We start from the raw sequence: 20,746 nt of genomic DNA on the forward strand, positions 1-20,746 counted from the left end.
AGGCGGGGAAGGGGGAGGCTTCAAGAACCCCAAGGATGTTGCGTCGATGGTCCTCATTCCGCTCGTTTGCGAGCATGTGAGCGTGCCCGTCGTGGCGGCTGGCGGTATTACGGATGGTCGTAGCATGGCCGCAGCTTTCGCCCTTGGCGCCGAAGGCGTGTTGATGGGCACCCGCATTCTGTCTTCCGAGGAAAGCCCGGTCCATCAAAACTGGAAGGACGCCATTTTTGAGGCTGACGCCACCGATACGGTCTTTCTGAACCGGTCTGGCCCTGGTCCAGCTCTGCGCGCCCTGCGTACGGAGCGTACGGAACGCATTCTGAATGAGGGTGTGGAGAATATATTTGGAGAGTTTGCGGGCACGCAGAAAGTCTATTTCGGAGGGGACCTCGAAGCCGGGATCGCCCTGACTGGACAGGTTGCCGGACGGATCACGGGGGCAAAGCCTGTCGCTCAAATTCTGGACGAGACGATTATGGAATATTATAACGTCGTTGCGCGGCTCCCAAAATAGTCTCAAGCCATCTGGTTTTTGCCCGAAATTATCGCTAAACGACAATTCTTCACCTGAGAGGACCAAATGACCAGAAAATCTTTGCTCGTAGGCAGCGCCGCAGCGCTTGCTCTTGTCGTAACGGCCTGTGGCGAGAAGCCCGATGCTGCGAATGCGGAGGCTGCTGCCGAGGCGCCTGCTGAAGAAGCGAACTTGCCTGAGATCTCCGTGAGTGACGCGGAACTCGAGGGCAATCCGTTCCGTCAGGAGTGGGATACGCCCTATGGCGTGCCGCCTTTCGCAGAGATTGAAGATGCGCATTATATGCCGGCCACCAAGAAAGCCATTCTGGAGCTGCGCGCCGACATTGATGCCATCGTCAGCAATCCAGAGGAACCTGACTTCGAGAATACGATTGTCGCTCTTGATACGGCTGGTGCGTCCCTGAACCGCGTTCTGGGGGTCTTCTCAAACATCACAAACACAGACACGAACGACACGCTGAGCGAGCTTGAAGCTGAAATCTGGCCGATGCTGACGCGCGAAACAGATGCGATCAGTTTCAATGATGCGCTCTTCACCCGCGTGAAGGCTGTCTATGATCAGCGTGATCGTCTGGGGCTCGATGAGCAGGATGCACGCCTTCTGGAACTGACGCATCGTGAGTTCGTGCGCAACGGCGCAGCGCTTTCTCCCGAGGTGAAAGCTGAGGTTGCTGCGATCAATGAAGAACTCTCCGGCCTGACGACCAAGTTCGGCCGCAACCTGCTCCTGTCTACCAAGGCATTCAAGATCGAGATCACGGATGAGGCCGAGCTTGCCGGCTTGTCTGATGACTTCAAAAGTGCCCTCAAAGTCGACGGTGAGGACAAATGGATTCTGACAGTTGACCGGTCAGTCTACGAGACCTTCATGACGCAGAGCGAGAACCGTGAACTGCGCGAAAAGATGTTCGATGGTTATCGCCTTCGCGCATCTGAAGGCGAGTACGACAATGGCCCGCTCGCTATCAAGATTGCCCAGCTTCGTGCCAAGCGTGCCGAGCTCATGGGTTATAAGTCTCACGCCCACTACCAGCTTGAGCCCCGCATGGCGAAGACGCCGAAAGGTGCAGAGGAGTTCCTGCTGAAAGTTTGGGAGCCAGGGCTGGAGCGTGCAAAGGAAGAGCGCGCAGCCATGCAGGAAATGGTTGGCGACGAGTTTCAGATCGCCGGGCATGACTGGTGGCACTATGCCGAAAAGGTCCGCCAGGATTTGTACGCGTTCGACGACAATGCGCTCAAGCCATACTTTGAACTCGGCGCGGTGCGTCAAGGTGCGTTTGATGTGGCTTCCCGCCTCTTCGATATCACGCTTGAGCCGGTGGAGGTGGACGGCTGGAACCCCGTTGTTACGGCGTATGATGTGAAGGATGCGAACACCGGCGAGCATCTTGGCCTGTTCATGATGGATATGTACGCCCGCGATTCAAAGCGTGGTGGCGCGTGGATGAGTTCATATCGCAACACATCCAACATCAATGGCGACAATATCCGTCCGATCATCACGAATAATTTGAACCTGATTACGCCTGCTGAGGGTGAGCCGACATTGATGCGGTTTGATGAGGTGGAGACTCTGTTCCATGAGTTTGGGCACGGCCTGCACGGCCTGCTGACGCAGATCCGCTATTCCACCTTCTCCGGTGTGGATGGCCCACGCGACTATACCGAGTTCCCGGCCCAGATTCTGGAGCATTGGGCGGGCGCACCGGAAGTGCTTGCCGAATACGCCAATCACTACGAAACCGGCGAGCCTATCCCGATGGAGCTCATCGACAAGATGAATGCGGCCGCAACCTTCAATCAGGGCTTCAAGACGACCGAATTTATCGCGGCATCTCTGCTGGACCTGCGCTGGCACATGCTGACCTCGGAAGAGGCGGCCGAAATTACCGACGCGCGCGAGTTCGAACGCAAGGTCCTGGAAGAATACGGCCTGCTGCCCGAGATCGAGCCACGTTATCGCAGCCAGTATTTCAGCCATATTTTCGCAGGCGGCTATTCTGCCGGCTATTATGCGTATCTCTGGTCCGAGATCCTGGATGCAGACGGCTTCACGGCGTTCCGTGAGACGGGCGACATTTATGATCCGGAACTGGCGGCTCGCCTGAAGAAGTGGGTCTATGAGGCGGGTGGCTTGCGCGAAGCGGATGAGCTTTATCGCAATTTCCGCGGGTCCGACCCGACCATTGAGCCGCTGCTCAAGCTGCGCGGGTTCGCAGAGCAGCCGAGCGAAGGCTGATCTCCTTCAATTCAACTGAAAAGCCCGCCGGATACGTTCCGGCGGGCTTTTTCGTGTTGGTTGCTTGCTGAAAGGTCAGATCAGGCGGATTGTTCGGCCGCTTCACGGCATACGATCGCCTTTACCTCATCTTCGGTCTTGGCTTCTCTCAGGGCGTCGCGGATGGCGCTCTGACGGAAGGTGCGGCTGACCTGGGCCAAAGCCCGCAAATGGTCAGCGCCAGACGATTTGGGGGCCAGCAGCATGAAGACCAGATCGCACGGTCGGTCATCAATGGCTTCAAAGTCCACGCCTTGAACAAGCCGTAAATAGCCGCCGATAGGCGCTTCGATGCCATCCAGTCGCGCATGTGGAATGGCAACGCCTTCACCGACGCCGGTCGATCCGAGGCGTTCGCGCTCCATCACGGCATCCTCGATTTCACGAAGGCCAAGGCCGGTCGCAGCCGCCAGCGCTTCAGCGAGAGCGTGAATGGCTTGCTTGCGGCTCTTTGCCTCAAGCGAAGGGATAATCACCCCGTTTTCAAGCAGGGACGTCAAATCTGTCGCCATGAAGTTACTTTCCGTCTTCCGGATTAGTTCCTCGGGACGTTCGCAGGATCCACCCATCCAATGTGACCGTCTGGTCGGCGGTAGACCATATTAAGCCCGTCATGGCCAGCATTTCTGAACATGAGTGCCGGGACTTCCTGCAGTTCGAGCTGCATAACGGCCTCAGATACGCTCATTGTCCGAATTGTGTGCGACGTTTCTGCGACGGTCAGGGGCGTGTCATCTGCCTCTTCTGCGAGTTCTTCTTCATGCGCATCCTGGCCATTTGCACGGAATACGGATTCCGGGACCAATTCGCTCGGCATGGGGGCTGAATTTCCAGAATGGTGGTCTTTCAGGCGACGTTTGTAGCGGCGAACCCGCTTTTCCATCTTGTCGAGGCTGTTTTCCAGAGCCGCGTAGGGGTCTTCAGCCTTGCCCGTTGATTGAAGGATGATTCCGGATGGTAGGTGCACATTGCAGTCCACTTCAACAAATGGGCCCTGCTGCGATACGAATACGCGCGCGTCACCACTTCGGTTGAAATATTTACTGACTGCCGCCTCAAGTCCGTCTTCTATTCGGCTCCGCAGAGCTTCTCCGAGATCCATATGCTTGCCAGTAATCTGTATCTGCACGGGCGGTCTCCTTTGTTTTTTCAGGATTCAAGTATGGCGCAGAATTGCGACCGAGGCGAATCCAATTCCTCATCTGGATGACTTGGGAGCGGCTTTGGCCTGCCTCAAGAGCCCGGGCGCGAAATTGGGGCAATGCGTTGATAGCGTCTGTTGACCTGAAGCATTGCCTGCAGTTTCGCGGGTTCGTATTCTCATCCAAAATACAGCCAAGAGAGTTTTAAGTTTCTTCGATTTGTTTGGCGGTAACTTGATCTATACTTTCAGTGACGCAGTCTAGTTAAGTTCCATTCATCGAGGACTACCCCTAGCGTATGGCGACCGACGACCCGGAAAAAATGCCTGGTTCCGACCGAACGCTCGCTGAGCGGGAAGCCATGTATAGAAGCGCCTTTGAGCAGGCGAGTGTGGGCATTGCGCATGTCGGTCCGCAAGGGGAGTGGCTCAACGTCAATCGCCGTGTTTTGGAAATCGTGGGCTATTCGCCTTCCGAGCTTTTGACGATCACCTTTCAAGACATCACGCATCCCGATGATCTCGATCTCGACGTAAATCTCCTGAATGAAGTGCTCGATGGCACAAGAGACGGGTATCGGATCGACAAACGCTACTTTCACAAGACGGGGCGCATTGTATGGGTCACGCTGTCTGTCAGTTGCGTGCGGAAAGCGTCCGGCGAAGTCGACTACTTCATCTCCGTTCTGCAGGATATTACGGAGAAGAAACGCATTGGACAGGCATTGCTGGATAGCGAAATCCGCTTCCGGGCCGTTCAGGAAACCAGCCCTGACGGGTTCATGATTTTCCATAGTCTCAGATCGACCGATGGTGAGATCGAGGATTTTGTGTGGGAGTTTATCAATCCCGCCGCAGAGCAACTCACGGGGCGCGTCAGTCAGGCCCTGATTGGCAAACGTCTGACCAAAGAGATGCCGGAAGTCAGCACTTATGGCCTGTTCGAAGTGTTCTGCAATACCGTTCAGACTGGCGCGCCTTGGCGACGTGAGGTTTATTATCCGGGCCGGGATCGTCGACGATGGTTCAATTTCACGGTCGCGCGGGTGGGTGATGGCTTTGCGGTGTCATTTCAGGATGTCACGGCGCGAAAGAATGCAGAGCTTCAACTGCAGGCCAGTCAAAAGCGCCTTCGGACAATTCTCAACGGGGTGATGGCTATCATCGGGTTGGCGAAACCCGATGGCAAATTGCTCGAGGTGAATGAAACGACCCTGCGCCTGACAGGCGTACGGGAANATGAAATGTTGGGGCACCCAATCTGGAACCATCCCGCNTGGTGTCAGACGTCGGAATCGCAAGATCAATTGGTCAAGGCATTCGAGGAAGCCAAGGTCGGAAAACGCATGCGCTTTGATACAGAGATTCGCGGATCTGNCGGGCAGTCNATTCCGGTTGACATGCAGCTCTCCCCGATCTTCGACGAGTTCGAGCAGGTAACGGAAATCGTTCTGTCCGCTGTGGATATATCCGAACGCAAACGGTCTGAAGCGCACCGTGAAATGCTTTTGAGCGAGCTCAACCATAGGGTAAAGAATTCCCTGGCCACAATTCANGCAATCGCTGCCCATACGGTGCGCGAGGCGACTGATTTGGAGGGGTTCCGTCGCGCCTTCACCGGGCGCCTCCGTGCNATCGCGGCCAGTCACGATTTGCTGGTTTCTTCAACTCGCGAGTCTGCGGACATTTCCCGACTTATTCGAGAGCAGATAATGGGATATGCTCCCGAGGAGGCTAGCCGGCTTGAACTGTCAGGTCCGCCATTGGTGCTTGGCCCGCAAGGTGCGCATGCGTTTGGCCTGATCCTGCATGAGCTGGCAACCAANGCGTCGAAATATGGTGCGTTCTCGAACGAGCGTGGCTGCCTCAGGATTGGTTGGCGTNTGGAAGGGGAAGATGTCGTTGTGGAGTGGCTGGAAAGGGGCGGGCCAACCGTTGTGCCCCCAACGCGAAGAGGGTTCGGCAGCGCGNTGATAGAGCAAAGTTTGTCGCACTCCCTTGGGGGACGTTCAAAATTGGATTTCAATCCAGAAGGGTTGAAGGCGGAATTTCAGTTTCCGGTTCGGAAATAGGAGGATTGGGTGGGGGACAAACCAAACATACTTCTGGTCGAGGACGATTTTTTGATCGCCTACGATATGAAGTTGCAATTGGAAGAGGCGGCATTCGTTGTTGTCGGGACAGTTAGTAGTGCGGAGGACGCGCTTGCATTGCTGGAAGATACCTCGGTTTGCGCTGCTGTGCTGGACATGGACCTTGGGGGCGTATCGTCATTCCCAATTGCACATCGCCTGAACGAAATGCGGATCCCATTCCTGTTTGTGTCAGGCAATGATGGGGGTGAGNTGCACGGTGATCTGGCGGGCAGCCCGATAATGACCAAACCTGTCAACTATCCCCGTTTGATCAGTGTACTTAGAGAATTGCTAGGCGCGCAAGGTACTTGACCGTTGCGGGTCACATACCGCGTACTGGCCCCTTGATGGGAGTTTCGCCTTCTGTTGCAGCCGGCTTACCAGCATTGCGTCCGTAGTCGTGCTTTTTAAGTAGTCCGCGAAACTGGTGATATGATAAGCCGAGCATTTCCGAGGCTTTGCCCTGATGGCCTTGTGACAGGCTGAGGGCTTCATCTATCAGGCGCATTTCAAATGCGGAGACCTGTGCCGTGAAGTCTGCAGCGACTGTCTCTGGGGCCTGAGGGCCGGCGGCAGGAGTGACTGCTGCGCTTGCTTTCCCGGACTTTCCAGCGCCCTTCGGTCGCCAAGGGGAGGCAAATGGATCCAGCGCGGACGGGTCGAACAAGACAGGTTCGTCCGGCGCCAGCAACATCGCTCTGTGCGCAAGTCGCTGTGCGAAGTTTCGCAATTCACGCACATTTCCCGGCCAATCATGCGCTTCGATGGCGGCAATAGTGGATGGCGCAAAGCCGGGAAAGTCCTGCGCCATCTCAATCGCCATCCTGCGAGCAAAATGATCTGCCAGCAGNCTGGCATCGCCTGGGCGCGCCCGCAGCGGCGGCAGGGTGATCACGTCGAAAGCGAGCCGGTCCAGCAAGTCTGCNCGGAACTCGCCTGCCTCGACCATCGCGGGGAGGTCGGCGTTCGTCGCTGCTACGATACGTACATCAGTGGTGAGCACTTTGGAGCCGCCAACGCGCTGGAACTCTCCATACTCTACGATGCGCAGCAGTTTTTCCTGTACCTGATTACTTGCTGTGGCNATCTCGTCCAGAAAGATCGTGCCGCCATCGGCAAGCTCAAATCGGCCACGGCGCATCTCTGTTGCGCCAGTGAAGGCTCCGCGCTCGTGCCCGAACAATTCAGAATCCAGAAGCGTTTCTGAGAGCGCGGCGCAGTTCACTTTGACGAACGGGCCGTCCCAGCGACTGGAAAGGAAATGAAGGCGCTCGCCTATCAGTTCTTTGCCCGTGCCGCGTTCACCAATGACGAGAATGGGTCTGTCCAGCGGGGCGACGCGGGAAACGTGCTCCTGCGCACTAAGCCAGGCGGGTGCCTGACCCAATAATTGGGTATTTTGACCGATCATGGGGTAAATTTAGCTAAAAGAGAGGGTAAAATCTACAAAAAATTTGGCGAATTTCACCAAATTCAATGTGGGGTGTGCGGGAAAATGGAGAAAAAACTGAATAAAAACATCGGTTTGTAAAATTAATTCTGAGTTGGCACGCTCCTTGAAATGAGTGAAGGGCTCAGAGCGACAGGGCGTTGCTCACACTCAAGAAGGACAAAACGATAATGGACGATCGCTACAACACTACGGAAGCCCGCTCGGATGCTGGCCGTTTCGGTCGGTGGCTTGCGACACGCCCCGCGGAAAGCTGGATGTTTTTCGTGGTCGGCGTCTTCTTCGGCGGCTTGTTCTTCTAATTCCCCTCCAGACACGAAAGGACACCAAAATGGGTTTGTTTTCCCGACTCGGTGACATCATCAATTCCAACATCAATGCGATGCTCGACAGCGCAGAAAATCCGGAAAAGATTGCCCGGCTGATCATCCAGGAAATGGAAGATACGCTGGTTGAGGTTCGCACCGCTGCGGCACGTGCGATGGCTGACAAGAAAGAAATGGAACGCGAGATCGCGCATTTCTCCGCTACCCGCGACGAGTGGGCGGCAAAGGCTGAGCTGGCCATCGACAAGGGGCGTGAGGATCTGGCCCGAGGCGCTTTGGTTGCAAAGCAAAAGGCCGAAGGTGAAATTGACCGCCGCAAGGTGGCCATGGACGCCGCTGAAGAAGCTTTCGAAAAGCGTCAGGACGATCTGGCCAAACTTCAGGCCAAGCTGGACGAAGCCAAGGCAAAGCATCGTGCCCTGATGATGCGCCGTGAGGCCGCGGAACAACGCATCCGCATCCGCAGCCAGGTCTATGATGGCAAAGTGGATGATGCGCTGGCCCGCTACAACAACATCGAACGCAAGGTCGATGAGATGGAAGCCTACGCTGACACCATCAAAGGCCGCGAGCCGAGCCTCGAAGCTGAGTTTGCTGCGCTGGAGCGTGACGAAAGCGTCGAGAAGGAACTTGAGGCTCTCAAGGCCAAGCGTGCCAAGTCTTCAGCGAAGTCTTCGAGCAAGAAATCGGAGGAATAGTCGATGTTGTTTTCGCTCGCCTGCCTCGTTGGCTTCATGACGCTTGTTTGTGCACCTGGCCTGATCGCTCAGGCCCGTGCTGAGCGCCGCGCAACCACGGAAGAGGCCGCCTGATGGACGAAATTCTCATCCCCATCGTAGCGATTGTTGCGCTCTTCATCGTCTTTCCCGGTATGATTTTCCACTACATTACTCTGTGGCGGAAGCAGAAAACCCTGATGCCGGACGATGAGCGCATGATGGAGGATCTCTGGCGTTCGGCCCGCGCGATGGAGCGCCGGATCGAGACGCTGGAATCCCTCCTTGAACAGAGCGAGGCGGACAGCCCCCGCCGCCCGCCGCGCTCTTCCCGCCCCACTTTTGACGACTAAGGACCAATCCTATGACCCGCCATTCCCGCCCGTATCGCGACACTGAGCCCGGTGAAGACCGGTACGGATCTCCCAACCCAAAGCGTTATTATCGCTCGCGCCGTGACAAGGTGATCGCCGGTGTCTGCGGCGGCCTGGCTGAACGTTTCGGCTGGGAGCCAATTCTCGTTCGCCTACTCGCTATTCTGGCTTTTTTCTTCATTGCAGGACCGATCGCGATTATCGCTTACATCGTTGTCTGGATGATTACGCCGCGGACACCGCTGGGCGGTCGCTCCATCTCACCGGAAGAAGACGCTTTCTGGCGCAGTGTGAACGACCGCCCGAGAGCCACGTTCGGGACGCTGAAATATACTTTCATGGATCTCGACGAACGNCTGCGGGATATCGAACGCAAAGTCACATCTGACGAGTGGCGCTTGCGNAAGGAATTCCGAGATCTGGAGCGCGGCAACTAAGACCACGCCCATAACCCCAACTCTCCGACAAGAAGGACCGGAAAAATGCGTAAGGGGACGCTACTGACAAACAACTGGCTGCTTGGAGGCATTTCTGTCCTCATCTTGATGATGACATTGTTTGTTTCCAGCCTGCATGGTGACACGGCTCTGGAGTTCGGCGGGCTTCAGATGACCTTCGCGCCGCACGAGGAGGGGGGTGTTCGCCTGAGCATCGCCCGCTCTTTCGGCCAGTCAGATTTCACCGCGCTTTAAGGCGCGCAGGATAAGGCGCGAGGGGCTGATGGCTTCCAGCGCCGAAACCTCGGCGGCAACTGGTCCGCCCAGGCACATGGCTGCGAGAATTCGTCCCGCCCAGGGACCCCAGGTAAACCCTCGCGCGCCAAAGCCATTCACCAAGAATATTCCCGGCAAAAGAGGTGCATCTGCTTCGGCGGCGCGCCCTGTTCTCAATCCGGAAAAGGCTTCAAGCATCGCTTCAAGGTTTGGTACGGCGCCGATCAGGGGCAGACGGTCGGCGGTAGTGGCGCGAATTGCTGCACGTGATGTGACCTGATGGTCTTTCGCGTCGCGTCGCCACCACGGGGAGAGCTTTTTTAGGGCTTCAGCATTATCTTCTCGCGCCGTGTCGCTTGTTGTCGCGTCGGCATCCTGCGGAATTTTTTCGAACGTCGCGCCCCATAAGCGCTCATCGTTCAGGGCTAGGGCGTAGTGTCCGCTGGCCAGAGCATCTGCCTCAACGCGTGTTGCGCCGGTTNCAAACTCTACCTGGCCNAGCCTGCCTTCCAGTTTCAGCCAGTCGAACTGCTGAATGGCGGACATGGCATTGGCCATGATGATTNCATCAAAGGTCTCNCCATTTACGGTCCGNTTGCGGAGGTCGATGTTCACGGTCCCGATCTGTACCCGGACACCTTCGAGAAGGCTCGCGACAATTTTCTGCGGCTCAAGAATCATTGCGCGTTTGTGCAGAAGACCGCCGCCTGAAATGGCCTCGAGGTCTTCCAGCGGCAGAGGTGGGTCAGCGAGCAGTTTGGCAAAGCGGCTCAATTCTGCCGTGTCTTTCGGCATCTGACGAACACTGGTTTCATGCGCGCCATCCATACCTGAATAGGTTTGCCGAGCGGCAAGATAGGCGTCGATCAAAAGGCGCGCCTGAACCGTGTCGCCGGCATCAAGGCGCGGCATCAGCAAGGCGAGAGGGTTGCCACTTGCGCCGCTGGCGATGCCTGCTGGATCAAAGACGGTGACATTCGCTCCACGCACGGACAGCGCATGCGCCGCGCTGGCGCCAGCAATTCCAGCGCCGAGNATGGCGATTCTTTTCGCGGTCGAAGCGCTTCCACGAAGTCCGTATACATCTTGAGCCGNGGTGGGGGNATTGAGTAGCGTGGCTTCCAGCCGTTCTCTCTTTCGCCCATGCCCTTGTGCCTTGGCGACATTGAAGCCCGCATCCGCCAGTCCGCGGCGAACGGCGCCTGCCACGGTGAATGTTCCGATGACTGCGCCCGGTTTTGAGCGCGNAGCGATCAGGCCATAGAGGTCTGATGACCACATCGCTTCATTTTTGGCTGGACTGAACCCGTCGAGAAACCAGGCGTCCGCCTGAAATCGACTTTGCGGCAGCGTGTCATGAATATCGCCCAGATGCAGCGTGAGTGTTATGCCCAGATCTTGCCAGACTTCATGATGCACACGGCGGATGGGCCCGGGCCACGCCGCAAGCAGGCGATCTGCATAAGGCTTCAGTTCCGGCCATATGTTCAACGCTCTGGCAGCGTCGTCGCGGGTGAGTGGGAACCCCTCAAAGCTGACAAAATGAAGCCAGGCATCCGGATGTGGGCGGTTTGCCTGCCACAATTCGCACAGGGCCAGGAAGTTCAGTCCGGTCCCAAAGCCTGTTTCGGCTATTGTGAACTCGTCCCGGCCGGTCCAGGCCTCTGGCAGGCCGCATCCCTTCAGGAACACGGCCCGCGTTTCTGCCAGACCGTCGCCAGCCGTGAAGTAAACGTCACCTGCCTCCCGCGCGACGGGTGTGCCATCGTCTTTCCAGTCGATAGTGGGGTGGGTCAGCAGGCGGGTCATTGCACAGCAGGTAGCCGGGCAGGGGGCGTTTGAACAGACCTCGCGCGCGTCGTGCAACCTGTAGAGGATTTAATCGGATCGCTCTGCCTTCACGTGCGTTGATTGGATGACCGCACTCACGCGGCCGAACACAACCCATGAAGGAGATTGAAATGGACAAGGAGCATGTCAAAGGCGCCGCAAAGAAAGCCGAAGGCGAAATCAAGGAAACTGTCGGCGAGATGACAGATAACAAGAAAATGCAGGCCGAAGGTAAAATGGACAAAGCCGAAGGCGAAGTCCGCGACACCGCAGGCGACGTAAAGGATGCCACGACAAAATAGACTGGCATTCCCTGAACTGAGAAAGCCGCTCCGAGAGGGGCGGCTTTTCCTTGCGTACCGGCTATGCGCACGCCACATAGGGGTCAAAGCAGAAGGTGAACGGGATGACCGAGATCAAGATCACGCGAGAGGACGGAAAGTCCGGAGGACGTTATGTTGCCGTCGTGAACGGTCATGAGGCCGAAATGACCTATTCCAGAGCAGGCACAGAGCGGATCATTATTGATCATACCGGCGTCCCAAGAGAGTTGGGTGGGCTTGGTGTCGGGGTGGCATTGGTCAAACAAGCGGTTGAGGATGCCCGGCGCGATGGAATCAAGATCATACCACTCTGCCCCTTCGCGAAGGCTCAAATTCAGAAACACCCTGAATGGCAGGACATTCTTGCATGAGTGCGATTACCCACGACGAGAACCATATGCGCTACAGCCACTACGAGGACGGGCTGGAAGCCTATCTGACCTATGAGCGTCCGCGCACAGGTCATCGACATATCACGCATACGATCGTGCCCGGCGAATTGGGTGGCAAAGGNCTTGGCAAGCGTCTGGTGACGGCTGCGATGGAAGATATCATTGCGGCGGGTGAAACGGTTTCATCATCCTGCTGGTTTGCCACCGCCTTGATCGAGAAAACGCCCGAATGGGCAGCGCTCCGCGTATGACGCAGCCTTTCTGGCAGACAAAAACCCTCGCCGAAATGTCGTCGGAAGAGTGGGAGTCCCTCTGCGATGGCTGCGGNAAGTGCTGCTTATTGAAACTGGAAGACGAAGACACCGGTGAGATAGCGTATACCCGTCTGCACTGTCGCCTTTTTGATGGTGAGACTTGCCGGTGCGCGGACTATCAGAACCGGAAGAAAATCGTCGAAGACTGCGTGATCCTGACCCCGCAAAAGGTCGAGGAGATCCGCTGGATGCCGCAGACGTGCGCCTACCGGCTTNTTCATGAAGGCAGGGATTTGCCGGAGNGGCACCATCTGGTCTGCGGGGATCGCGAGCGCATNCACGCTGANGGNCATTCCATCCGGGGNCGCACGATTTCCGAAGACACGGTTTTCGAAGAAGACACTGAAGACTGGATTGTCGACTGGGAAGGCAATGAGCCCTAGACGCCCACAACTTCGCTGTTCGTCGCTTCCGCTTTGAGCCATTTGATGAAATTNCGNACATCCGGGGTCAGGTGACGCCCTTTCGGNTATACAATCCAATAGCCGAAATCGATCAGGTGCGAGCCGTCCGCAAACGGTGCAACCAGGCGCCCTGAAGCAAGGTCTGCCGCGGCGATGGCGCGTTTTGCGAGCGCGACCCCGCGCCCGGCGGCTGCGGCTTCGATCACAAGGATTGCCTGATTGAAGCGCGGCCCTCGACTTCCATCCACGTCTGTTACATTGCGCGCGCGCAGCCAACTTGCCCAATCCGGGCAGGAGGGATCATTTTCGTTGCTTTCATCATGGATCAGCGTGTGATGGCGCAAATCGGACGGCTTGCGGATGGCGTCAGGGCCGTCCAGCAGGGCGGGGGAGCAAACTGGCAGGACCGTCTCGTCCATCAGTTTTTCTGATTTCAGCCCGTCATAATTTCCGCGACCGTAGCGAATGGCAAAATCGGCATCGGCAGTGCTGAAATCAGTCAGCCCCATATCTGCGCTGATCCAGGCTTCCACGTCCTCATGGTCCCGGTGAAACCCATCAAGACGCGGGGCCAGCCATTTGGCGGCGAAGGAAGGTGCCGAGGAAACCATGACCCGGCCTTTTCGCGCAGGCGCCTGCATGATGCGGCCAGCTTCAGAAATTCTCTCAAATGCGTCGCGCACAAGGGGCAGGCTTGCCTGAGCGGCATCTGTCAGCAAAACTGAACGGCCGGTTCGTTTGAACAGTGGCGTTCCGGCGTATTCCTCCAACTGCCTTATCTGTTGTGAAATGGCGCCGGGCGTGACATTCAGTTCCTCGGCAGCCTGCGTGAAAGACAGGCGCCGCGCGGCAGCTTCAAAGGCTCTCAGCGCATTCAGGGGAGGCAGTCGGTCGGTTGGATCGGACATGGATAGTTTCTCTAAAGGATCGCTGTAGGGGTTCATGGTTGCGTCCGCCGCGTCAAGAGCCATTTTGACATTCGACTGATCAGCTAACCTAAATGAGGTCCGCCCGCATGCGCCAGTTCCCGGCTTTCTTCAACATGGATGACGCGCGCGTTGTCGTGTTTGGCGGCGGAGAAGAAGCGCGCCGCAAGGTGCGCCTGCTCGCAAAGACGCCAGCGCAAATCACTGTAATTATTGGCAAAGATATCGATCCAGGTTTCGCCGAAGAATTTGCGGGGCGTATCACGATCGCGCCTCAGAGCGAGGCTGGCCCGGCACTGGATATCGCCCGCTTTGCGATTGTCGCCTGCCGCATCGACGAAAATACAGAGCGATCGATCACATGGGCGCGCCAATATGGGGTGCCTCTGAACGTCGTAGACCGCCCCGAACTGTGCGATTTTACCGTTCCGTCCATTCTGGACCGGGGTGAGATTGTCGCGGCTGTTGCTTCCGGTGGATCTGCTCCTGTGCTCGCAAAATCAGTGCGCGCCAAGCTCGAAGGCCTGCTGCCGGCACGGATCGGTGATCTGGCTGAACTGGCGGGTCGGATGCGAGACGAAGTGAAGGAGAGATTGCCCAATGCTGGCGAGCGCCGGCAGTTCTGGGAATCTGTGCTGAATGGCAAGGCCGCTGAGCTTGCCTATGCGGGAGAAATTGAGGCTGCTGAGCAGGCTATGCGAGACGCACTCAATGGTCGTCGCGCACAGGGCGTGGTGCATTTGGTCGGCGCCGGTCCGGGTGATCCGGAATTGCTGACATTGAAAGCACTGCGCTTGCTTCAAGAAGCCGATATCGTCTACTTTGACCGGCTGGTGAGTGACGAGATTCTTACTCTGATCCGCCGGGATGCGGACCGTGTGCCGGTTGGCAAGAGCAAGGGCGATCACTCCGTACCCCAAGAAGAAATTCACGAGATGCTGATCCGCTCTGCGCGTGATGGCAAGCGTGTCGTTCGTCTCAAAGGCGGTGATCCATTCATTTTCGGTCGCGGCGGCGAGGAAATGGAAGCTGTCCTGGCCGCGGGTGTTGAGGCGTTTGTCGTGCCAGGCATTTCGTCTGCGCTTGGCTGCGCAGCGCAGGCGGGCGTGCCGCTTACCCATCGCGATCATGCGCAGAGCCTGACCTTCGTGACCGGACACGCAAAGTCTGGCGGTGTGCCAGACCTCGACTGGGAATCTCTCGCCAAACCGAACCAGACCGTGACAGTCTTCATGGGCGTTGGCACAGCCGCCGCGATCACAGACAAGCTGATCGAAGCCGGGCGCGCGCCTGACACGCCCGTTGCGGTCATCGAGAATGGCACGCGGCGCGATGAGATTCAGGTTTTTGGAATCCTGGCGGAATTGCCGGACCTCATCACAGATAACGGCATCAAGGGGCCGGCCCTGCTGATCATTGGCAAAGTGGCAGGTTTGCCATTTGCCAGCGGCACAATCGCTCAGGCTAATCCGGTCCAGCAGGAGACTTTCGCATGACATCCGTCCGCCCGAAACTTAAGCCAGAGACACCGAAGGCAGTAACCGCCTGGGAAACGGCCACAGGTGAAAATGTCTGGATGACCGCCGATGGGGGCTGGACCAAGGATCCAGCCCAGATCGGAGCGTTCACAGGTGAGGAGGCCGAAGCCCGCCTTGCTGATGCGCAAGGCCAGGAAGGGCAGGTTACCGACCCTTACTTTATGGAAGTCACGGAAACCGGTGGTATTACAGGCCGGGAAACGTTGCGCGAGACCATTCGTGCGACCGGACCGACCGTTGCATACGGGGACGCTGGCTGATGCCAAATCGCGAGATTACGCGTTTGACCCTTTACGGAGACTCCATCTCCGGCAATTGCATGAAGCCGAAATGGACGGCCGACTTGCTGGGCATTGCTTATGACTGGGTTGAGGTAGACATTCTTCAAGGCGGCACGCGCACGGAAGACTTTTTGTCTGTGAACCCGGCCGGTCAGGTGCCATTGGCGCGCTGGCCGGATGGCCGCGCTTTGCCGCAGTCCAACTCCATCATGCTTTACCTCGCCGAAGACGCTGGCAGCGAGTTGGTACCTGCGGACTCATTCAAGAAAGCACAGATGATGAGCTGGCTGTTCTGGGAGCAGTATTCGCATGAGACAGCGATTGCCGTCCGACGATTCCAGAAACACTATCTCAAGGCACCTGAGGACCAGATCGATCCGCAGCTCATGGCCAGAGGGCGACGCGCCCTCGGAGTGATGGAGCTGCAACTGACTTATACGGACTGGTTGGTCGGTGATGCGATGACACTCGCAGATATCGCGCTGGTCGCCTATACGCGCGTCGCGCATGAAGGCGGCTTTGACCTGAGTGAATTTCCCTCCGTCGAACGATGGGTCAGCCGCACAGAAGCGGCGCTTAATATCCCGCATGCAAAAGAGGCTGCGTAATGTATCGTTATGATGAATTTGATGCTCGGATTGTGTCCGAGCGTGTCGCGCAATTCCGGGGGCAGGTGGAACGCCGCCTGGCTGGAACGCTGCTCGAAGATGAGTTCAAACCCCTGCGCTTGCAGAATGGAGTGTATCTCCAGCTACATGCTTATATGCTGCGTGTTGCCATTCCCTATGGCCAGTTGAGCGGTCGTCAGCTGCGCCAGCTCGCAGTTGTCGCGCGGGACTATGACCGTGGTTATGGCCACTTCACGACTCGTCAGAACATTCAGTTCAACTGGGTTGCCCTGAAAGATATTCCCGATGTGCTGGCGAAGCTCGCGGAAGTAGAGATGCACGCAATTCAGACCTCGGGGAATTGCATCCGCAACGTGACGTCTGACCATTTTGCGGGGGCGACAAAAGATGAGTTGATGGACCCACGTCCGTGGTGCGAGATCATCCGCCAATGGAGCACATTTCATCCGGAATTCGCTTTCCTGCCACGGAAATTCAAGATTGCGGTCACGGCCGCCGAGCATGACCGGGCCGCGATCCGCGTGCACGATATTGGCCTGCACATTCGCAAACGCGGCGACGTTGTCGGGTTTGAAGTGCATGTCGGTGGCGGGCAGGGGCGTACGCCACATCTGGCGACGCTCGTGAACGAATTCGTGCCTGAAGCCGAACTGCTCGACTATCTCGAAGCAATCATGCGCGTGTACAACCGCTTCGGTCGCCGGGACAACAAGTACAAGGCGCGCATCAAGATTCTGGTGAGTGAGCTGGGTGAAGGCGAGTTCCGCCGCTTGGTGGAAGAAGAATATGCGGCGCAACGCCCGCAGGAGAAAATCGATCTTCCGCAGGCGGAGATTGATCGGATTCACGCCTATTTCGCGCCTCCGGCCCTGGCTGAAAAACCTGCAACGTCTGATGCATTCGAGGCGCTCAAGGCCGAAGATCCGGAGTTTGCGCGCTGGGCGCGCGTGAACTTGCATCCGCACAAAACAGATGGTTACGCGTCTGTTACGGTGAGCCTGAAGCCGGTTGGCGGTCTTGCCGGGGACGCGACGGATGCGCAGATGATGACGGTCGCGCATCTGGCTGAGACCTATGCGTATGATGATATTCGCGTTAGTCACGCCCAGAACCTCGTCCTGCCGCATGTGGCGCTGGATGACCTGCCGGATGTGTACCGCGAGCTGAAAGCGGCTGGCCTTCACACTGCCAATGAGAGCCTGATTACGGACATGATCGTCTGCCCCGGCCTCGACTATTGCAACCTTGCCAATGCCCGGTCCATTCCCGTTGGTCAGGCTGTCCAGCAAGTCTTCGCTGATCCTGATTATCAGGAGGATATTGGCCGCCTGCACATCAATATTTCCGGCTGTATTAACGCTTGTGGTCACCACCATATCGGCCATATCGGCATTCTGGGCGTCGATAAGAAAGGTGAGGAATTCTATCAGATCACCTTCGGCGGCCGCGCCGATGAGAAGGCCGCAATCGGCTCGATTGCCGGGCCGGGCCTGAAAGCCGATGATGTTCCGAACGCGCTGAAACGCGTCGTGGATACCTATCGCGACCTGCGCTCCGACAAGAGCGAATTGTTTATCGAGACGTTGGCCCGCCTCGGCCATGATCCCTTCAAGGAGGCGCTTTATGCCGCTGATTAAGAACGGCACGGAGATCGACGATATCTGGGCTTATGTCCCCGATGAGGGAGAGCTGTCCCCTGGTGGATGTATTACAGTTTCGCTGGCACGTTTTCGCAGCGAGACGGACGTGCTGCTTGCACGAAATACCGATATCGGCGTGCGTCTGGAGCCGGGCGATGATCCTCATGAGCTGGAGGAGCATCTGGAGCGTCTCCAGCTGATCGAGATCAGTTTTCCTAAATATACCGACGGGCGTGGATACTCGCAGGCGCAGCTACTACGCCGTCGCTTCGGATATACTGGAGAGCTGCGCGCCGTCGGCCACGTCCTGCGGGATCAGATATTCTATATGAACCGTTCAGGCTTTGATGCTTACGAGACCGACCGCGCTGACCTACATGAAGTGCTGAACGCATTGAATGAGTATTCCGAGGTCTACCAGCCCGCAGCGGGTGAGCGGACGCCGGTCTACCGGAAGAGACACGAAAGCTGACCCTTATGCCTTATGGCGACAGCCTGACCCGCAAGAACGAGACGTCGGACGCCCGGCTCGCACGCTTGAATGCCGAGCTGCGGGATGCGTCCGCGCAGACGATCTTGCGCGTTGCCATGATCCGTGAATGGCGCGATGGCTTGACCTATGTGTCCAGCTTTGGCGCGGAAAGCGTGGCCATGCTGGCGCTGATCGCTGAAGTGAAGCCGGATCTGCCGATCATCTTTCTTGAGACNGGNATGCANTTCCCGCAAACGCTGGACTACAAGGACGAGCTGATCGAAAAGCTGGGCCTTACGGGCGTGCGCGAAATTCCGCCGAGCGAGACAGAGCGCAAAGTGCTCGATCCGAAAGGCATGCTCTGGAAGACTGATCCCGACGCGTGCTGCGCCCTGCGCAAGGTTCGCCCNCTNGAGCCTGCTCTGGAAGGCTTTGATGCATGGATCACCGGCCGCAAACGCTTCCACGGCGGCGCCCGGATGAGCATGCCGGTCTTCGAATTTGCAAATGGTCGCTACAAGGTGAACCCGCTGGCAAACTGGACGCCTGAAGNTGTTGAGCTGCTCATCAAGCAGCGCAACTTGCCGCGTCATCCGTTGGTGGCNCAGGGNTATCCGTCCATCGGCTGCTGGCCGTGCACGAAGCCGTCNGACAATCCNGACGATCCCCGCGCNGGNCGCTGGGCNGGNCAGGANAAGNCCGAATGNGGCCTCCANNTCGACAAGACNGANCGCCCGCGNGTNTTCTAGNCNNNNGCNNNGAANANNTGNGNCANGGCGATCGCTCCGGCGGTCGCCACGTTCACACTGTCAAAGCCTTCTGACATCGGAATACGCACGGCCCGGCAGGTCGCGATCACTTCGTCTGGCAGGCCGGGGCCTTCTGCGCCTAGCAGGATCGCAAGCCTTGCCGGAACGGGCAGGGAGGAGAGCGGTGCCGCGTCCGCGCGGGGCGTCATCGCCCAGACTTCATAGCCCGCCGCTTTCGCNGCGTTCACCATGTCCAGGCCCGTCCCGCCTTGGGCATAGGGCAGCCAGAGTGTGCTGCCGGACGAGACACGGATCGCCTTGCGATAGAGCGGGTCGCAGCATTGCGCGTCCATCAGCACGGCAGAAGCGCCAAAAGCAGCGGCGTTGCGAAAGCAGGCGCCAACATTGTCGTGGTTTGACAGGTCCGACAGCAGCAGGAGAGTCGAGGCTGCCGACGCGCCGCTCTCCAAAAACGCGGCCGGGTCCGGAATTTCCCCTTTCAGCCCACAGGCCAGCACGCCGCGATGCATCGGGAAGCCAGTCACCTTGTCCATCACACTCTGAGGCGCCGTATAAACCGGCACGTCTGCTGGAGCCCGCGCCAATAGTTCCGCTAGTGGCGCGATACGGCTATCGGCAACGAAGATGCTTTCCAGCGCGAACCGGCCCCGTCGTACCGCAGTTTCGAGCGTCACTTTGCCTTCTATGATGAAGCGTGCGCCGTGACCTGAGGTCAGGTCCTTTTCCCGGATTGAGGTGTACGCTGCAAGTCTTGGGTCGCCTTCATGATCGATTGGGATGGGGGGCATGTTTCAGACGGGCCTTGGACAGGGAGAAGACTGGAGGGTTTTGGGGCGATGTGCGGGAGGATTGACCGCTTGTCAAAACGCAAATGTGCAGGGCGTCTTCCAGCCGTAGGCGCTTCAGAGCAAGAAATTCCCCAAACAGGAGAAAAAATTCAATCTCCGCTATTGAGAGCACAATCATAAATAGATAGAAGACGGGCTGTTATTCGATTCTGCCGGCTGGGATGGGGGCAGGGATGAGTGTGATGATGAAGTCGTTGATCGTGCTGTGGGAGCATCGTTTTGCGCTCACATTGATTGTGCTGGCGATGGCATTCCTGACGATTACTGCGGGGCGGCAGTTGCAGCGNTACGGAGATTACANGGAGGTGGTGCGTCGCCAGGGCGATCAGAACGCGCAATTGGTGAATTGGGCCATAAGTGNAGAGCGCCCCGTTCTCCTGGATCAATTGCAGGCATCGGATGTCGACAGGTTCGTGTCGCTTAACACGGCAGAGATGAAATTTGCCGTGTCCGATCCTGTCTGCCACCCTCATAGACCGCGGTCGTTCATTGGCTCGCGGCCTCATCCAACCATGTGCCCTCATACATTGCATACTGGAGAGGAGACGAACCCGTCGGACTATGTGTGTGAGACGGCTGTAAGCTGGTCACCAAGAGACCAGAAAAAAGCGGTCCCCGAAAAGGAGACCGCCTGTTTGGTTACAATCTGGACGCCGGAAAAGCAGGGCTACAAATCAGTAAAAGCAACGATGTTCTGGCCTGCGCACCT

24 protein-coding genes and 1 pseudogene are annotated in these 20,746 nt (G+C 57.5%); 19 read left to right on the plus strand and 6 right to left on the minus strand.

Features of this window, described 5'->3' with window-relative positions; all coding sequences use genetic code 11:
- Together CBB91_RS07170 and CBB91_RS07175 are read left to right on the plus strand one after the other, a co-directional pair.
- A partial coding sequence (locus CBB91_RS07170) for a nitronate monooxygenase (protein WP_273013126.1) occupies window positions 1-514 on the plus strand: 514 nt, incomplete at its 5' end.
- 66 nt (window positions 515-580) lie between these two features.
- Window positions 581-2,776, plus strand: coding sequence for a M3 family metallopeptidase (locus tag CBB91_RS07175; protein WP_273013128.1), 2,196 nt, complete (start codon window positions 581-583; stop codon window positions 2,774-2,776).
- 80 nt (window positions 2,777-2,856) lie between these two features.
- On the opposite strand, the gene CBB91_RS07180 is transcribed toward CBB91_RS07175, so the two are convergent.
- Together CBB91_RS07180 and raiA are read right to left on the minus strand one after the other, a co-directional pair.
- Window positions 2,857-3,327, minus strand: a complete 471-nt coding sequence (locus CBB91_RS07180; RefSeq protein ID WP_035554302.1) for a PTS sugar transporter subunit IIA — start codon at window positions 3,325-3,327, stop codon at window positions 2,857-2,859.
- Between the two features lie 23 nt (window positions 3,328-3,350).
- Window positions 3,351-3,944 carry a ribosome-associated translation inhibitor RaiA gene (raiA, locus tag CBB91_RS07185; RefSeq protein ID WP_035554304.1) on the minus strand — a complete coding sequence of 198 codons (594 nt, stop codon included), beginning with the start codon at window positions 3,942-3,944 and terminating at the stop codon, window positions 3,351-3,353.
- Window positions 3,945-4,255: 311 nt separating this feature from the next.
- Here raiA and CBB91_RS07190 point away from each other — a divergent pair, with 311 nt between their 5' ends.
- On the plus strand, window positions 4,256-6,028 hold the full coding sequence (locus CBB91_RS07190) for a PAS domain S-box protein (RefSeq protein ID WP_273013130.1): 1,773 nt from the start codon (window positions 4,256-4,258) through the stop codon (window positions 6,026-6,028).
- 9 nt (window positions 6,029-6,037) lie between these two features.
- On the plus strand, window positions 6,038-6,403 hold the full coding sequence (locus CBB91_RS07195; protein ID WP_273013132.1) for a response regulator: 366 nt from the start codon (window positions 6,038-6,040) through the stop codon (window positions 6,401-6,403).
- Window positions 6,404-6,413: 10 nt separating this feature from the next.
- Here the strand turns inward: CBB91_RS07195 and pspF are convergent, their stop codons facing one another.
- Window positions 6,414-7,502: a phage shock protein operon transcriptional activator gene (gene pspF, locus CBB91_RS07200; protein ID WP_273013134.1), complete on the minus strand. Its 1,089-nt coding sequence runs from the start codon at window positions 7,500-7,502 to the stop codon at window positions 6,414-6,416.
- A 209-nt stretch (window positions 7,503-7,711) separates the two neighbouring features.
- On the opposite strand from pspF, the gene CBB91_RS07205 reads away from it, so the two are divergent.
- From CBB91_RS07205 to CBB91_RS07225, 5 genes are all read left to right on the plus strand, one after another.
- Window positions 7,712-7,843 (plus strand): hypothetical protein, encoded by a 132-nt coding sequence (locus CBB91_RS07205; RefSeq protein ID WP_273013136.1) that lies wholly within the window; start codon window positions 7,712-7,714, stop codon window positions 7,841-7,843.
- Window positions 7,844-7,872: 29 nt separating this feature from the next.
- Complete coding sequence (gene pspA / locus CBB91_RS07210; RefSeq protein ID WP_035554312.1) at window positions 7,873-8,565, plus strand: phage shock protein PspA; 693 nt, start codon at window positions 7,873-7,875, stop codon at window positions 8,563-8,565.
- A 113-nt stretch (window positions 8,566-8,678) separates the two neighbouring features.
- The gene (gene pspB / locus CBB91_RS07215; protein ID WP_035554314.1) at window positions 8,679-8,936 is read left to right on the plus strand and encodes an envelope stress response membrane protein PspB; all 258 of its coding nucleotides are present in this window, start codon (window positions 8,679-8,681) and stop codon (window positions 8,934-8,936) included.
- Between the two features lie 11 nt (window positions 8,937-8,947).
- Window positions 8,948-9,394, plus strand: a complete 447-nt coding sequence (gene pspC, locus CBB91_RS07220) for an envelope stress response membrane protein PspC (RefSeq protein WP_273013138.1) — start codon at window positions 8,948-8,950, stop codon at window positions 9,392-9,394.
- Window positions 9,395-9,439: 45 nt separating this feature from the next.
- The gene (locus tag CBB91_RS07225; RefSeq protein ID WP_035554317.1) at window positions 9,440-9,649 is read left to right on the plus strand and encodes a hypothetical protein; all 210 of its coding nucleotides are present in this window, start codon (window positions 9,440-9,442) and stop codon (window positions 9,647-9,649) included.
- On the opposite strand, the gene mnmC is transcribed toward CBB91_RS07225, so the two are convergent.
- The gene (mnmC, locus tag CBB91_RS07230) at window positions 9,629-11,479 is read right to left on the minus strand and encodes an FAD-dependent 5-carboxymethylaminomethyl-2-thiouridine(34) oxidoreductase MnmC (RefSeq protein WP_273013141.1); all 1,851 of its coding nucleotides are present in this window, start codon (window positions 11,477-11,479) and stop codon (window positions 9,629-9,631) included. The genes CBB91_RS07225 and mnmC overlap by 21 nt on opposite strands.
- A gap of 152 nt (window positions 11,480-11,631) precedes the next feature.
- Between mnmC and CBB91_RS07235 the strand changes: the two genes are divergently transcribed.
- From CBB91_RS07235 to CBB91_RS07250, 4 genes are all read left to right on the plus strand, one after another.
- On the plus strand, window positions 11,632-11,802 hold the full coding sequence (locus tag CBB91_RS07235; RefSeq protein ID WP_273241669.1) for a CsbD family protein: 171 nt from the start codon (window positions 11,632-11,634) through the stop codon (window positions 11,800-11,802).
- 104 nt (window positions 11,803-11,906) lie between these two features.
- The gene (locus tag CBB91_RS07240) at window positions 11,907-12,194 is read left to right on the plus strand and encodes a GNAT family N-acetyltransferase (RefSeq protein WP_035554324.1); all 288 of its coding nucleotides are present in this window, start codon (window positions 11,907-11,909) and stop codon (window positions 12,192-12,194) included.
- Entirely contained in the window at window positions 12,191-12,466 is a 276-nt protein-coding gene (locus tag CBB91_RS07245) for an N-acetyltransferase (protein WP_035554326.1), read from the plus strand. Before CBB91_RS07240 ends, CBB91_RS07245 begins: the two co-directional genes overlap by 4 nt.
- On the plus strand, window positions 12,463-12,912 hold the full coding sequence (locus CBB91_RS07250; RefSeq protein ID WP_273013146.1) for a YcgN family cysteine cluster protein: 450 nt from the start codon (window positions 12,463-12,465) through the stop codon (window positions 12,910-12,912). Before CBB91_RS07245 ends, CBB91_RS07250 begins: the two co-directional genes overlap by 4 nt.
- Here the strand turns inward: CBB91_RS07250 and gcvA are convergent.
- Window positions 12,909-13,841, minus strand: a complete 933-nt coding sequence (gene gcvA, locus CBB91_RS07255) for a transcriptional regulator GcvA (protein ID WP_273013148.1) — start codon at window positions 13,839-13,841, stop codon at window positions 12,909-12,911. The genes CBB91_RS07250 and gcvA overlap by 4 nt on opposite strands.
- Before the next feature lie 107 nt (window positions 13,842-13,948).
- On the opposite strand from gcvA, the gene cysG reads away from it, so the two are divergent.
- The 6 genes from cysG to CBB91_RS07285 are packed head-to-tail and all read left to right on the plus strand — an operon-like array spanning window position 13,949 to window position 19,168.
- Entirely contained in the window at window positions 13,949-15,355 is a 1,407-nt protein-coding gene (gene cysG, locus CBB91_RS07260; protein ID WP_035554562.1) for a siroheme synthase CysG, read from the plus strand.
- Complete coding sequence (locus CBB91_RS07265) at window positions 15,352-15,657, plus strand: DUF2849 domain-containing protein (RefSeq protein WP_273013150.1); 306 nt, start codon at window positions 15,352-15,354, stop codon at window positions 15,655-15,657. Before cysG ends, CBB91_RS07265 begins: the two co-directional genes overlap by 4 nt.
- Window positions 15,657-16,286: a glutathione S-transferase family protein gene (locus CBB91_RS07270; RefSeq protein ID WP_273013152.1), complete on the plus strand. Its 630-nt coding sequence runs from the start codon at window positions 15,657-15,659 to the stop codon at window positions 16,284-16,286. Before CBB91_RS07265 ends, CBB91_RS07270 begins: the two co-directional genes overlap by 1 nt.
- The gene (locus CBB91_RS07275) at window positions 16,286-17,944 is read left to right on the plus strand and encodes a nitrite/sulfite reductase (RefSeq protein WP_273013154.1); all 1,659 of its coding nucleotides are present in this window, start codon (window positions 16,286-16,288) and stop codon (window positions 17,942-17,944) included. The genes CBB91_RS07270 and CBB91_RS07275 overlap by 1 nt, the downstream gene beginning before the upstream one ends.
- On the plus strand, window positions 17,931-18,419 hold the full coding sequence (locus tag CBB91_RS07280; protein ID WP_273013155.1) for a DUF934 domain-containing protein: 489 nt from the start codon (window positions 17,931-17,933) through the stop codon (window positions 18,417-18,419). The genes CBB91_RS07275 and CBB91_RS07280 overlap by 14 nt, the downstream gene beginning before the upstream one ends.
- 5 nt (window positions 18,420-18,424) lie before the next feature.
- On the plus strand, window positions 18,425-19,168 hold the full coding sequence (locus CBB91_RS07285; RefSeq protein WP_273013157.1) for a phosphoadenylyl-sulfate reductase: 744 nt from the start codon (window positions 18,425-18,427) through the stop codon (window positions 19,166-19,168).
- Here the strand turns inward: CBB91_RS07285 and CBB91_RS07290 are convergent.
- Window positions 19,165-19,977, minus strand: a pseudogene (locus CBB91_RS07290) (RNA methyltransferase). The gene CBB91_RS07285 and the pseudogene CBB91_RS07290 sit on opposite strands and share 4 nt — an antisense overlap.
- Between the last annotated feature and the right edge of the window lie 769 nt (window positions 19,978-20,746).

The sequence above is a fragment of the Hyphomonas sp. TMED31 genome, assembly GCF_002172815.1.
GTDB classification, from domain to species: domain Bacteria; phylum Pseudomonadota; class Alphaproteobacteria; order Caulobacterales; family Hyphomonadaceae; genus Hyphomonas; species Hyphomonas atlantica.